We start from the raw sequence: 14,089 nt of genomic DNA, 5'->3' as shown, positions 1-14,089 counted from the left end.
AAAACGTTCATTCATTACAAGAATAAAAATATACAGTTTCCTTCTTAGCTCAGTTGGTTAGAGCATCTGACTGTTAATCAGAGGGTCCTTGGTTCGAGCCCAAGAGAGGGAGCTTTTTAAAAAGACTTTACAGTGATGTAAGGTCTTTTTTGTTTTAAAGCGGTAGTGAAAGCGGGTATTCACGATGGTTTAGTAGAGAAGAGAGAATTTTTGACTTCTGCCAACTTGCCAACTTATTTTGCAAAAAAAGGCAACATATTAGGCATCATCTCTTTTTCTAAAAGGCATCACTTTTTTTATCGTAACCAATTGCATGTCTGACTAAAACAAAAAGTTATGACAACAGACAATTTCAAAATTCTATTTATTGAAGGAAAGAATAGAAAAAACAAGAAGAATCAATCTCCATTATTTTGCCGAATAACCCTAAATGGGAACAGAAAACAGATTAGCACAGGCATTAATATTGAGTCCGAGCATTGGGATACCAAAAACCAAGTAATTCTAAATTCCCACAAATCTGCAATTCTATACAACTCTCAATTGGACAAAATAAAATCTAAGGTCAATAGCATCTACATGATTTTAAGATTACAAGAAAATCCTTTTTCTATTGAAGACATTCACGACAAATACTTTGGCAAAGAACTAAAGAAAAGTGAATTCATTCTCTCCTACTACAAACAGTATCTCTCCAAAATCGAAAAACTAGTAGGACTAGAAATCAAAGACAATACGTATAACAAGTTCGTTTATGTAGGCAACCATTTAGAAGCTTTCCTAAAATGGAAATACAAGAAAACAGATTACCCATTAAAAGAACTAAGTCTACAGTTTCTAAGTGATTTTGACTACTATTTAAAAACAGAAAAGAAGCAAGAGCAAATTACTATCAACAAAACCATTCAAAGGCTAAGAACGCCAATAAAACAGGCTATTTCAGAAGGCTATTTAGATAGAGATCCATTTATACTTCACAAGTCTAAAACAGTCCGTAAAACCGTTATATTCCTTACTACAGAAGAACTCAAAACCCTTGAAGAAGCAGTATTACAACAAAAGAGATTAAGCACCATTCAAGACCTATTTATTTTCTGTTGTTACACAGGACTAGCCTATAATGAAATGGCACATCTTGAGAAGCAGAACATCCAAATAGGTTTTGACGACATTAACTGGATTCAGATGAAACGTGAAAAAACACAACGTCAAATCTCCATTCCAATTCTACCAAAGGCTCAAGAAATTATTGAGAAATACTCAACTGATAGTAACCGCATCTTCCCTCCAATAAGTAATCAAAAATTCAATTCTTATCTCAAGGAAATTTCAGCTATAACTGGAATTGAAAAAAGATTGACACACCACATTGCTAGGAAAACATTTGCTTCTACAGTTTTACTGTACAATGATGTTCCAATGGAAATCGTTTCCGAACTATTAGGACATTCAAACATGGTTATTACGCAGGAAAGTTACGGGAAAGTCGTGCAAAAGAAAGTGAGTGAAGCGATGTCTAATCTAAAGGACAAATTGAAATAATATAGAATGAGTCTAACGCATTTAACACGTTTTAGGCTCATTTTTCATTTAAAATATTTATTCCTTCAAAAATTTCATTTATATCTATACTCAAAGCAAAACAGAATCTCAATAGTAAATCAACAGTCATTCTTTGTTCATTTCTAAATACTCTTCTTACGGTAGTTTCTGAACATAGTGCAGCTCTGGCAAACTCAGATTTATTTCCATTGAATTTTACAAGGAACTCTTTGTATATCCTTTTGACTAATTCAAGTTCTATCTGTTCTAGATGCTTCTGCATTGAACAAAGGAAACAAACGGTTAAATCAAAATTCTTTTCACGTGTCGACTTATAAGTCGAAAATTAAATTAGATTTGTGAATTGATATAAAATCCGTGAATCATGTAATACACTAATCTAAAAGTACTGAAGAAAGTCCTTGTTAATAATCTAAAATAAAAGCGGTTTATTTTACAGAATGAGGAAACCCGCAATGGAATGATTTGAAAACAAATTACTTTGCTAACAAATCACTAAAAGTGGGTATTGTGAGCAGGAAGTAATACCTATTCCTTTGTTAGTAAATTCCTATCCCTTTAAGCAGATCAAAAGAAGTTTTATAACAATCTAAACCATGAAAAAAATATTATTATTACTAGTTATACTAGTATCAGCTTCAATGTTCTCCCAAATAGGAACACACAATTTCACTCAATCATTAAACACAAGAGTAGGAGGATTTTTCATAGACAACAAATCTACTCTTGTATTATTAGATAAGCCTAATTACGGGGATGTAAAACTAATCATTAACAATCACGAAGCTTACTTCGAATCGGAAAGTCGGTGTGAGGAATTCACAAATGACACTACCGGAACCCGTTTGCTTTACTATTCATTAATAAATAGAAGAACTAAGGAAAGAGTTGCACTCAAGTTCTACTACGAAGGACTTAATCCAGTAGCTATATTTATATTCAGCGACGGAAAACAATTACTGCTTCAGAATGAATTAAGGTTTTAATCAAAAACCAAACAACAAAACAACATCAATGAAAAAAATTAAGGCTCAATTGATTTTATCATGTATTAATAACGACCTAGAATCTTTTTTGCCTTTTCTAATGTTAGCGGAGGTAGAAACAGAAGCACCTAATAAAAAGGATTTTTATCAATTTTTTAAAGGAATGCTTACTCATGCTCATGAAAGTTCAGAAGGAGAACTTACATTAAAAATAGAACAGCCAACATGGAACACAGATGAGGAAGTACTTAATTACAATTTTTATGACAATACCCATAAACATCCCCTCCTTTCAATCGTAATTAAAGAAAACAACAATCTAATCTGTTTAGGTATAATGCCCTTTTAAGATAAATTAAAGTCACTTTGATAAAACTAAAATACAAGAATTGCTTAATAAATACTTAAATGAATTATGACAGAAGAAAAAAAGACAACAGCGGATGCGCAAAGATTGGTGTTATAGCAATCATACTACTATTCTTATTACCAATATGGGGTTTGTCTGGAATGATGCATGGTGAGAGCTTTATGGGAGGTATTGGAGAGAGTATTGGTGCTTGGATTGTCTTAATTGTGGTTGGCACTGTTGGCTATGGAATACTTAAAACATTTAATAAGTAATTGCGAATTATATAACCTCATTATTAAAAAAACCAATTTCAAGAACAGGGATGCTGAAAACTGTACAGAGTAGGCAGGAAACAATTTATAGTAAGATGAAAAAATTAATTTTCACAATGACCTTTTTATTAGTAACAACTTTAAGTTTTTGTCAAAATCAGAAGATAACCTACTCAAAAGATTACTCCGGAAATACTGTTGCTAAAGACCAATATGGCAATGTCATTGCTATTGCTTCAACCGATTATTCAGGAAAACTGGTATGGAAAGACAAATACGGAAATGTTATTAAAACCGAATCAGAAGATTATTCAGGTAGAACCGTGACAAAGGATCAATACGGGAATACTCAAACTACAAAGTCGAAAGATTATGCAGGAAACACAGTAGAAAAAGACCAATATGGGAATGTTCTTTATACATATTCAAAAGATTATTCTGGCAATACCGTAAAAAAAGACAAATACGGAAATGTACTTGGAACTTATAAAGAAGACTATTCTGGGAATTTAGTGTTTTACCCAAAACAATAATACAAATCAAAAAAAAAAAAATGAAAAAAATAATCACATTACTACTCTTAATATCAGTGATATCGACATACGCTCAAAATAGATATAGCACAATATCTACCTCTACTTATACCCCAATGACCCGTAGCGAAATAATGTCTGTTCCAATGGCTCTTCAGGCTAAATACAATGAAAATCAAAAATATTTATATCATTTAAAAAAACTGGTACTTGAATTAAAAACTTCAATTAAAGAAGAACCTTTTTTAGGGAGATTAAACGAAGAATATGGCTTTTTAACCTTTATGGAAGATAAAGATTTAGCTCGTGCCACAAAATCCTTAAACCAAAGCGAAATAGATATAAATGAAATTATTACAGAATATAATTTATTCGTTTCAGAGCAAAATTCTAAAAAACCAGCAACTCAAAATTTACCTGAGAATCAAAATCCACCTGAGAGTCAACAGTCACAAACAAATGAAGTTGAGGACTTTTTGAATGAAGGTAATGAGTATTATGAAAATGAAGATTATTCAAAAGCAATTTTTAGTTATTCAAAATACCTTGAAAACGAACCTAATGATACTGATGTGATTTTCATGAGAGCATTAGCAAAAAGCAACATTGATGATAAATACGGGGCTATTAGTGACTATGATAAAATATTGTCAATGGAAGGAAAAGTGACCCCTCAAAACTATAAATTTTCAACCGTTTATAACAATAAAGCTTATTGTTTGGTAGAACTAGGAAGCTATAAAGCAGCATTACCCCTTGTTGAAAAAGCTTTACAATTAGATAAAACGGAATGGTTTATTTGGGATACTAGAGCTGAAATACTCTTGAATCTAGGACAATTAGACAAGTGTATTTCTGATTGTACTAAAGCTATAAACATTGAACCAAATGGAAATTCTTATCTGGTTAGAGGATTAGCCCGTATTAAAAAAGGAGAGAAAACTAAAGGTTGTCAAGACTTATCAAAAGCCGGGGAACTTGGAGAACCTACAGCCTATCAAAAAATAAAAGAAAACTGTAACAAAAAGTAAAAATAATTTCAAGAATGTATATCAAATTAAAAGGATTCCCTAATCTCACTTAAACCCAATACAAATTTTAAATTTTTTTTTTTAAAGTCACACACTACATAACCCACACAGTCACCCCTACTCGATCTAGGCTTTGGGATATGCCCGTCAATGTTTAATCTTAAAATTATAAAAACTATGGTTACAATTGTAGATTACAAAAAATATCAAAGAGAGAATGGGGAAAGCTTCTATGCTCTTGAAGTACAAGGAGGAATTGAATCTGTAAAAAGTAAAGAAACCGGAAAGACTTACTTTACTGCGCGAACAACTAAAGTACCGTGTACGTTTAATGAGCCAACCTGTAAAGCACTAATTGGCACTCAAATGCCGGGAACTATAAAAAAAATTACAGTTGACCCTTATGAATTTACCATTCGGGAAACAGGTGAAATCATCAAAATGTCCCACCGCTACGAATATCTTTCAGAAGAAGAAAGCATCGTAGAAAGCAACGTGCTAAAAAATGAAATGGTGTACTAAAACACCTAACTATAAGTAATTAAGGAACTCTCAAAAGGAGTTCCTTTTTTTTTTTATAACAATAATTTATTATGTCGAATAACGACCAATAACAACATCAAATAACATCAGTATGAAATTACAAAAAGCACAAAGAAACCAAGTGAAATTAAGACTGGGTTTAAGCGGAGCAAGTGGCTTTGGTAAATCTTATTCAGCCTTACTATTAGCTTACGGAATCACTAACGATTGGACTAAAATAGCCATAATTGACACTGAAAATAACAGTGCCAGTCTCTACTCCCACTTAGGCGATTTTAACGTATTGTCGTTGAATGAGCCATACGCTCCAGAGCGTTATATTCAAGCCATTGAGGTTTGTGAAAAAGAAGAAATCGAAGTAGTTATAATTGACAGCATTACACACGAATGGTCTGGCAAAGGTGGATGCTTGGAACTACATGAACAACTTGGAGGAAGATTCCAAGATTGGGCTAAAATAACTCCGCGTCATCAAGCCTTTATCGATAAAATTCTTAATTCAAACTGCCACGTAATTACTACTGTACGACGCAAAACGGATTACAGCCTTGATAAAGATGGAAATGGTAAGACTAAAGTAATGAAGCTAGGTACGAAGGAAATAACAAGAGACGGTTTTGAATATGAGCTGACAGTCAATTTTGAGCTTATAAATGACAATCACCTTGTGACCGCTTCTAAAGATAGAACTGGTTTGTTCTCTGGAAAACCTGAATTCGTCATTAATTCATCCACCGGAAAGAAACTTATTGAATGGTGCAATCTGGGGATTTCAGTTGAAATAGCGATGTCTGAAATCAATGCTTGTGAGAATCTTGAGGGATTAAAGCATGTGTATTCAAAATATCCTTCGCTTCAAAAGCAGATTCACAATGCCATTATGAATAGAAAAAACCAGATAGAAAACATCGCTAGTCACCTAGTCGACGAAAAAGAAATTGTAAAACCATTAATTGAAGAGAACCATGGAATTAGTACTTAATAGTAGCATCAACGAGCATCTAGTAGATGAGAACGAGATAATAAACAAACCATCAAGTAGTTTTATTGAAGCCAATACTGAAATAGTGAGCTTAGACCATTTGGAAAAAGATTGCATCATTCCTGTATTCTCAAAGGATAACGAGTCAACAATCAGTCATTTCCAGTTTGTAGATAAATGCCAACAAATAATTCAAAAATTACTGCCTGGGGTACTTCAGAAAACACCTGATATTAGAGTAAGCCACGTAGTAAAAGGAAGAATTCCATCAGCAATAGGAAAACCTGCAAAGGATCTTGAAGAACACGAAAAAACCATTTATTACGAACGATGTGCCTTCATTATAGATTTACCCTCGACAAAGCAAATTGTTAACGGAAATGAGCTTACATTGAGCATTGGCGGAGTGCGAGCCTATAATCAGGAGAACCTTTATTCCAAAAAATCAATGGAGAAATTTAAAGTCTTTATTGGTTTCAAAAATAAGGTGTGTACCAACCTGTGCATTAGTACTGATGGCTTTTCCAATGAAATAAGGATATCTTCCATTTATGAACTAGAAGACAAAATGATTGAACTTTTCTCTAATTACAAGAGAGATAATCATCTAAGAATGATGGAGCGAATGATTGAACACAAGTTGTCTGAAACGCAATTTGCACACTTAATTGGAAAATTCAGAATGTTTACACACTTAGACAAACACACACAGAAATCAATCTTCCCAATTTCATTGAATGACAGTCAGATAAATAATATTGTGAAAGACTATTACCAGTGTCCCAACTTCTCAAGAAGTCCAGATGGTTCGATAAGTTTCTGGAATCTTTATAACTTATTTACGGAAGCAAACAAATCATCTTACATCGATAATAACTTAGAACGGAATGTCAACGCATACGAACTAATCAACGACCTAGGTAAATCCATCCAAAATAACATTCCTAATTGGTTTCTCCATTATTAATAATAGCTCTTTTGTTTAGCAAGGAATACTTAACGGGAGGTAGAGAAAAATAATATGCAAGATCATGAATTAGCAAATGTGCTACAATACAGTTCGCCTACAGAACTTTATGTAATTACCTACTACAATGTACTCAAATTGCTTTTTTGCCCTTTTAAAGTCAAGGTATTATCCAATGTGGGAATGCTAAGGAAAAGGCAATTGGTATGGGTTAGCGAGGTTAAAGTAACAACAGAATTAAAAACAATTTTTATAATAAACGGGAATGCTTACCATTACCACTCTTTTGAAATCCTTATTGAGGAATCTATAGAGTAACTATTATAAAACAAGGAGTTATGCTGAATTTTGATAACCAACTTTTGAGACGGTTTCTCCTTTATCAATAAAACCACTGAAAAAGCTTTTGTACAAATTGAAAACGGAGAGATTCTGTCTCTCCATTTTTTATCTCATTAAAAAACGATTAATATTGTAGAACTAAAACTTTAATGCTACAAGCCAAATATGCAACTAATAGACTTAATCGACGATCTTAAGGAATTTAAAAAGCCGGATTATTTAGTCAAAGAATTTCGTGACTTATATAGTAAGCTAAACGAATTTGAGGTTTGTACTCCTAACGATAAGTTTGATCAGTTTACCTACAATACTCCTATTGTAACAAATGAAGAAGTAGTTGACACTGAAGTAGTAGTGACTTTTGAAAGCTTTAGATTACAGAAGTTTAAAGCTACAATAAAGATAATCCACAATCAGTTTGAAAACCTATCACAGATAGAAAAAATTTACTACTGTGAGTCGTTAGTATCTCAACTTAAGGAAGCATCTAATTACTTCAGTAGAGAACCCGAACTAAAATTTTACCACCCTGAAATAAAATTAGCTGTTAAAGACTTATCTTCTGCTTATTCACTTTATCTAAATAAAACTACAAAGAGAAATTCATTCAAATACAATAATAGTAGCTTTATTAAAATACAAATTTTATACAAAATTCTAAAGGAGAACGATTTAATTGGAAATGAGATAACTCTCAATGATTTTGAACTTGTTTTTAAAAACGAAATCATTAAAAAGTTAATTCGCTGGACTGGAAGCACAAGTGAACTCAAATATTTTATCAAAATTATCAATACCCCTGGACACGGCTTTGAAGATACTAAAGATGAAAAATGGCAAATTGCTGTAAATTGCTTTGTCAAAGTTAAAAAAAGATCACTTGAAACAGTTGATTACAAAAACTTAAGGACTTACAAGATCACTCCTTCAACAATTACCAAATTAGATACTTTAATAGTAAAACCCATTCTGAAATAAATAAAACTGTTTCAAACCCTAAAAAATATTTTTTACTAAGATTTATACTGCTCTTATACTACGTTAAAAATTATATTTAAATTATTTTCTTTCTTTTCCTTTGCAATTCAGCTCATACTAGCTCTGATATTATACTGCGCCTACACTACACCCCCCATTTTAACCTCTTTTTTAATTGAATCTTTGTAAACGCTACTGAAAGAAAAGTAGGATTTTCAAACTAAAATGATAAAAAAGATGAGATAGCTAAATTAATAAAAACGACATGTAAGTACGATAGTTTTATATGTCCACGCAGAGTAGTCAGACTAGTCGGACTAGTCAGACTAAATAAATTAATAACTCAAAATGGAAAATGAAAATGGAAAATGAAAATAGTAATTCATTAAATGTAAAGCCAAAATTAGTAGTTAGGGCAATCGATTTAATTACAAAGTTCAAAAATGAACCAGAACCGGCAGAAATATGGAACGGAATAGTAGAAGGCTCAAAAGGACTCTTAGTTGGAGTAAGTAAAACTGGAAAAACAACTTTCGCAGAGAATCTCGCAATTTCACTCGCCATAGGCAGCCCTTCCTTTTATGGCAAAGAAATTAAAGGAGGACCAAAAAAAGTGCTCTTTGTTAACTTAGAGGAAAATCCAAGAATGAGGTCTTCAAGACTTAAAAAACAGATATCTAGATTAAATCCTCAAGAAATGGTATTGTTTGGTGAAAATTATTTAACACCTGAAGAAGAATTTATTCAATCTGTTGACTCTGATGAAGATTGGAAAACACTTAGAGATTGCATTGAAGAATCTAAGGCAGACATTGTTATTATAGATAGTCTTACTCACTTGTTTCAAGGACAAATTGAATCAAGTAAAGAGTGTGTTAAGTTTGTAAAGAAATTCAGAGAGTATGTTGTAAGCTCTAAAAAAACCATAATTCTTATACATCATAATACTAAAGGAAACGATAGACCTATCGAACAGGATAACATTGCAGGAAGCAGAGTAATTCTTCAAGAGTTTGAGTACGCACTAGGCTTTGCTAATATTCCTAATAGTAAGGATAAATACTCTTGTATGTTATTCAATAAATATGTTGAAGTTGATAGTTCTGTAGCTACTGTTTACAAAATCGATAAGGATAGATGGATTGAAAATGTAAGTGAAATAGAAAAAAGTGTTTTATACGACAGTAAAGTTAAAATTGATTACCGCGAAGACTCAACAAACAAAGATTTAATATATACCTATATTCAAAGTCAGACTAGTCTGGGTAGTCAGACTATACCGACTGGTGACTTAATGAAAACATTTGTACTGAATGACCCCAAAACGATGGCTAAAGACACACTTTTCAAATCTTTAGAGAAATTGAGGAATGATGGCAAAATAGAAAATCAAGGAATGGGTAAATATCAACTAAAAATGAAAAAGGATGATGCAGAAGAAGAAACACCTAGTTTACAAAGTAACTAACCAAGAGACAGGAGAAGCCTACATAGGAGTAACGACAAGGTCAATGGATGAGCGTAAGGCAGACCATATTCAAAAAGCAAATAAGGGTACAGGGGGTTATTTTCAAGCAGCCATAGCTACATACGGCCCCGATGCTTTTTCTTGGAAAGAAATAGACACCGCTTCAAGCAATGACGAATTAGCTTCTAAAGAAATAAGATACATTTCAGAGTATGATGCTCTTGAAAGTGGCTACAACTCTGACCGAGGCGGGAGCATCAAGAAATCGGTATATCAATACAATTTAGATGGCTCTTTAAACGCTACATTTGAAGATTTGACTACAGCGGGAAAAAGTATTAATGTTAGAAAACAAGCTATTAGCAGAGCTTGTTGGAGTGTTAATCAGACTTTAGGAGGTTACTTATGGAGTTATGACTACAAAGAACCTTTTATTGTTGAACCTGATAACAGGAAGAAACAAGTCACTCAATTTACTTTAAATGGTGAAATTTTAGCTCGTTACAATTCCGTTGCAGAGGCAAGTAGGATTACTGGACTATCCAAAACCTGTATCTCACGTTGTTGCAGAGGAGAAAGAAGGAGTTCGTCAGGATTTCTTTGGAAATATCAAGATTAATAAGAGAGAGAGAGACAGCTTAACAACTGTCTCTTTTTATTTTAAACCAAATCTATATAATGGATATGGCGATACTAGACTCCTTGATAGCGAAACCGTTATTCTTTCCTACCTTCTCAATAATTTATCCTTACAACCAAATTGTCAATATCACTGGAATTTGCACTCTCACTAAGATAAACCAACTTATGGTTTAGAAATCAATAAAAATCCCACTCTTATACGGGTTTCCTCAATAGTCCTAATTAATTTTTCAATACTTTAGCGGATAAAATAATAGAGCCTCACAGAATGTCAGAAGACCAGAAAAAACAGTTAGAACAACAACTTTGGAATATTGCCAATACCCTTCGTGGGAAAATGAATGCAGATGAATTCAGGGATTACATATTAGGATTTATTTTCTTTAAGTATCTCGCTGAGAAAATGGAGCTTTACGCCAATTCTATTCTGGAACAAGACGGATTAAAATTCAGAACTATTGACGATACCACTCCCGAAGGAAAGGTATACATTGAAGCCATTAGAGAAGAATCATTAGACAAATTAGGCTACTTCCTGAAACCCAATGAACTCTTTAGCGAAATTGCCAAACGTGGAAATAGCGATCTGGAAGGCGTGAGCAATTTCATTATAGAAGACCTGCAAAAAATCCTGATTAATATCCAACAAAGTACGATGGGTACAGAGAGTGAAGATGATTTTGACAATCTCTTCGAGGATATGGATTTGAATAGTACCAAACTAGGAAAAACACCTGAAGCGAGAAATGACATTATTTCAAAAGTCCTCTTTCATTTAGACCAAATTGACTTTAAACTCGAAAACACAGAATTAGATGTATTGGGTGATGCCTACGAATACCTCATTGGACAGTTTGCCAGTGGAGCAGGTAAAAAAGCAGGTGAATTCTACACGCCACAAGAAGTCAGTAAAATATTAGCTAAGATTGTTACCACGGGAAAAAGCAAACTAAAATCTGTTTATGATCCTACCTGTGGTTCTGGTTCATTGTTATTACGCGTTGCCAAAGAAGTAAGTGAAGTGTCTAACTTTTACGGGCAGGAAATGAACCGTACCACCTATAACTTGGCTCGAATGAATATGATTTTGCATGATGTGCATTATCGCAAATTCGACATTAAGCAAGAAGATACTTTAGAACACCCACAACATTTAGACAAACAATTTGAAGCTATTGTGGCTAATCCTCCTTTCTCTGCTAATTGGAGCGCAAATCCTTTATTTACGAGTGATGACCGCTTTAGTCAGTACGGTAAGTTAGCACCAAGCAGTAAAGCTGACTTTGCTTTTGTACAACACATGATTCACCATTTGGCTGAAAACGGAACTATGGCATTGGTATTGCCACACGGAGCTTTGTTTCGTGGTGGAGCAGAACAACACATTCGTAAATACTTGATTGAAGACCGCAATTATCTGGATACCGTGATTGGGTTACCTGCTAATATTTTTTATGGCACAAGCATTCCTACGTGTATTATGGTGTATAAAAAATGCCGTGAAAACCCGGAAGATGTTTTGTTTATAGATGCCAGCCAACATTTTGACAAGGTAAAAAACCAAAACGTATTACGCGAGGAACACATTGATAAAATCATTGAAACCTACCGCAATCGTACCGAGGAAGATAAATACAGCAAGCGTGCTACATTGGCAGAAATTACGATCAACGATTACAACCTGAACATTCCTCGTTATGTGGATACCTTTGAAGCTGAAGACAGCATTGACATTGACGCTATTGCAAATGATATAAAAGCACTGGAAACAAAAATTGCGGATACCGATAAAATCCTTGCTGATTTCTGTTCACAATTGAATATTGCAACTCCTTTTTAATAATGGAAAAAGTAAAAAACACACCCACTTTGCGTTTTCCTGAATTTAAAGATAAATGGAAAGAACATAAGTTAAAAAACCTTGTAAGAACAATAGATTCAGGATGGAGCCCACAATGTGAAGAATATCCATCAAACATTGACGAATGGGGAGTTCTTAAAACAACTTCTGTTGTTTGGGAGGGATTTAATGAAAATGAAAATAAGAGATTACCTGATAAACTAGAACCTAGATTTAATATTGAAGTTAAACCAAACGACATATTAATAACTAGAGCAGGTCCAACAAGTAGAGTTGGTGTTACAGTTCATGTAGATAAAGTTCGTTCAAAATTAATGCTCTCTGACAAAATCATCAGATTAAGAACTTGTGAAAATAATTCAAGTAAATTTATTGCAATTTCATTATCAAATTCGAAAGCTCAAAAAGAGTTAAATAGTAAATCGAGTGGTCTTGCAGTATCTCAAACCAATATTTCGCAAAATATTTTACTGAATATTGCTTTTAATTGTCCTTCTTTTCCAGAACAAACCAAAATCGCCACATTCCTCTCGGCAGTAGATGAAAAACTACAAGCCTTGAAGCAAAAGAAAAGCCTTTTAGAGCAATACAAAAAAGGCGTGATGCAAAAGATCTTTTCGCAAGAACTACGATTTAAAGACGATAATGGGAATGCGTTTGCGGATTGGGAGGAGAAGAAGTTGGGAGAATGTTTAGATTATTTACAACCCACTAAATATTTGGTTTCAAGTACAGAATACGACAATTCATTTGCCACACCTGTGTTAACCGCAGGTAAGACATTCATTTTAGGATATACGAATGAGACAAATGGAATCTTTGAAAACAATTTGCCAGTAATAATATTTGATGATTTTACAACCGCAACACAATTTGTTGATTTTCCGTTTAAAGCAAAATCTTCAGCAATGAAAATATTAGTTGCTTGCGAGGGTATTGACATTAAATTCATTTACGAAGCAATGCAAATTATGAATTATGAAATTGGAGGACATGAAAGACATTGGATTTCTAAATTCGCGCCAATAGATATTCTAATTCCTTGCTTAGAAGAACAAACCAAAATCGCTACTTTTCTATCTACCATTGATGAAAAAATCAATCATTGTCAGGCACAGATAACGAATACTGAGGTTTGGAAAAGAGGATTGTTACAGGGAATGTTTGTGTGATTACAAAATAATTCACTTATTTAGTGAATAATAATAACTAATTGTTGTACATTTGTACCACGAAAAACCAAAATATGGTAATCGAATTTGACAAAGAGTATTTAGCCGAACTCTACACTGAAGGAAAATCTAAAAACAAGAAATATAGATTTCAACCCACAGTGATAAAGCAATATAAGCGAGCCATAGACAAATTAAAAACTGCCAATCGTGTAGAAGACTTGTTTCCTTTTATAAGCTTGAATTATGAAAAATTAAGTGGTACTAAAAAGGGTCTGGAATCAATCCGAGTTAATGACCAGTACCGTATTGAATTTAGAACATCCGTAGAAGGTGAAGAACCCAACACTATTACCATCTGTTCCATAATCGAATTAAGCAACCACTACAAGTAAAA

General features: G+C 33.3%; 17 protein-coding genes and 1 tRNA gene. 17 read left to right on the top strand and 1 reads right to left on the bottom strand.

What is annotated here, in order from left to right; translation table 11 throughout:
* Positions 1-38: 38 nt before the first annotated feature.
* Positions 39-112: transfer RNA gene (locus tag BUC23_RS11375), tRNA-Asn, on the top strand.
* A gap of 224 nt (positions 113-336) precedes the next feature.
* Positions 337-1,542 (top strand): site-specific integrase, encoded by a 1,206-nt coding sequence (locus BUC23_RS11370; protein WP_073209507.1) that lies wholly within the window; start codon positions 337-339, stop codon positions 1,540-1,542.
* Positions 1,543-1,579: 37 nt separating this feature from the next.
* Here BUC23_RS11370 and BUC23_RS11365 read toward each other — a convergent pair whose 3' ends face one another.
* Positions 1,580-1,825 (bottom strand): helix-turn-helix domain-containing protein, encoded by a 246-nt coding sequence (locus BUC23_RS11365; RefSeq protein ID WP_073209505.1) that lies wholly within the window; start codon positions 1,823-1,825, stop codon positions 1,580-1,582.
* Positions 1,826-2,204: 379 nt separating this feature from the next.
* Here BUC23_RS11365 and BUC23_RS11360 point away from each other — a divergent pair, with 379 nt between their 5' ends.
* The 15 genes from BUC23_RS11360 (at position 2,205) to BUC23_RS11290 (ending at position 14,087) form a co-directional block, all read left to right on the top strand.
* Entirely contained in the window at positions 2,205-2,549 is a 345-nt protein-coding gene (locus tag BUC23_RS11360; protein ID WP_139259841.1) for a hypothetical protein, read from the top strand.
* Positions 2,550-2,577: 28 nt separating this feature from the next.
* Positions 2,578-2,898, top strand: a complete 321-nt coding sequence (locus tag BUC23_RS11355; protein ID WP_073209501.1) for a hypothetical protein — start codon at positions 2,578-2,580, stop codon at positions 2,896-2,898.
* A 59-nt stretch (positions 2,899-2,957) separates the two neighbouring features.
* Positions 2,958-3,173: a hypothetical protein gene (locus BUC23_RS11350; RefSeq protein ID WP_073209499.1), complete on the top strand. Its 216-nt coding sequence runs from the start codon at positions 2,958-2,960 to the stop codon at positions 3,171-3,173.
* Positions 3,174-3,268: 95 nt separating this feature from the next.
* Positions 3,269-3,706 (top strand): hypothetical protein, encoded by a 438-nt coding sequence (locus BUC23_RS11345; RefSeq protein ID WP_073209498.1) that lies wholly within the window; start codon positions 3,269-3,271, stop codon positions 3,704-3,706.
* Positions 3,707-3,726: 20 nt separating this feature from the next.
* Complete coding sequence (locus BUC23_RS11340; RefSeq protein WP_084538335.1) at positions 3,727-4,737, top strand: tetratricopeptide repeat protein; 1,011 nt, start codon at positions 3,727-3,729, stop codon at positions 4,735-4,737.
* Positions 4,738-4,914: 177 nt separating this feature from the next.
* Complete coding sequence (locus BUC23_RS11335; protein ID WP_244153799.1) at positions 4,915-5,259, top strand: hypothetical protein; 345 nt, start codon at positions 4,915-4,917, stop codon at positions 5,257-5,259.
* A 142-nt stretch (positions 5,260-5,401) separates the two neighbouring features.
* Positions 5,402-6,262: an AAA family ATPase gene (locus BUC23_RS11330; protein WP_233584042.1), complete on the top strand. Its 861-nt coding sequence runs from the start codon at positions 5,402-5,404 to the stop codon at positions 6,260-6,262.
* Complete coding sequence (locus BUC23_RS11325; protein WP_073209490.1) at positions 6,246-7,229, top strand: DUF3871 family protein; 984 nt, start codon at positions 6,246-6,248, stop codon at positions 7,227-7,229. Before BUC23_RS11330 ends, BUC23_RS11325 begins: the two co-directional genes overlap by 17 nt.
* A 54-nt stretch (positions 7,230-7,283) precedes the next feature.
* Positions 7,284-7,547, top strand: a complete 264-nt coding sequence (locus tag BUC23_RS11320; protein ID WP_073209486.1) for a hypothetical protein — start codon at positions 7,284-7,286, stop codon at positions 7,545-7,547.
* A gap of 189 nt (positions 7,548-7,736) precedes the next feature.
* Positions 7,737-8,549 (top strand): hypothetical protein, encoded by an 813-nt coding sequence (locus tag BUC23_RS11315; protein ID WP_073209483.1) that lies wholly within the window; start codon positions 7,737-7,739, stop codon positions 8,547-8,549.
* A 361-nt stretch (positions 8,550-8,910) separates the two neighbouring features.
* Positions 8,911-10,017, top strand: a complete 1,107-nt coding sequence (locus tag BUC23_RS11310; protein ID WP_167365578.1) for an AAA family ATPase — start codon at positions 8,911-8,913, stop codon at positions 10,015-10,017.
* Positions 9,977-10,636, top strand: coding sequence for an NUMOD1 domain-containing DNA-binding protein (locus BUC23_RS11305; protein WP_244153798.1), 660 nt, complete (start codon positions 9,977-9,979; stop codon positions 10,634-10,636). Before BUC23_RS11310 ends, BUC23_RS11305 begins: the two co-directional genes overlap by 41 nt.
* Positions 10,637-10,927: 291 nt before the next feature.
* On the top strand, positions 10,928-12,499 hold the full coding sequence (locus tag BUC23_RS11300) for a type I restriction-modification system subunit M (protein WP_073209477.1): 1,572 nt from the start codon (positions 10,928-10,930) through the stop codon (positions 12,497-12,499).
* A gap of 2 nt (positions 12,500-12,501) precedes the next feature.
* Complete coding sequence (locus BUC23_RS11295; RefSeq protein ID WP_084538334.1) at positions 12,502-13,692, top strand: restriction endonuclease subunit S; 1,191 nt, start codon at positions 12,502-12,504, stop codon at positions 13,690-13,692.
* A 74-nt stretch (positions 13,693-13,766) separates the two neighbouring features.
* Positions 13,767-14,087 carry a type II toxin-antitoxin system RelE/ParE family toxin gene (locus tag BUC23_RS11290; protein WP_073209474.1) on the top strand — a complete coding sequence of 107 codons (321 nt, stop codon included), beginning with the start codon at positions 13,767-13,769 and terminating at the stop codon, positions 14,085-14,087.
* Positions 14,088-14,089 lie beyond the last annotated feature (2 nt).

The organism is Flavobacterium xinjiangense, from assembly GCF_900142885.1.
GTDB classification, from domain to species: Bacteria; Bacteroidota; Bacteroidia; order Flavobacteriales; family Flavobacteriaceae; genus Flavobacterium; species Flavobacterium xinjiangense.
The sequence above is the reverse complement of the archived record's forward strand: the minus strand, read 5'-3'. Positions and strand labels throughout refer to the sequence as shown.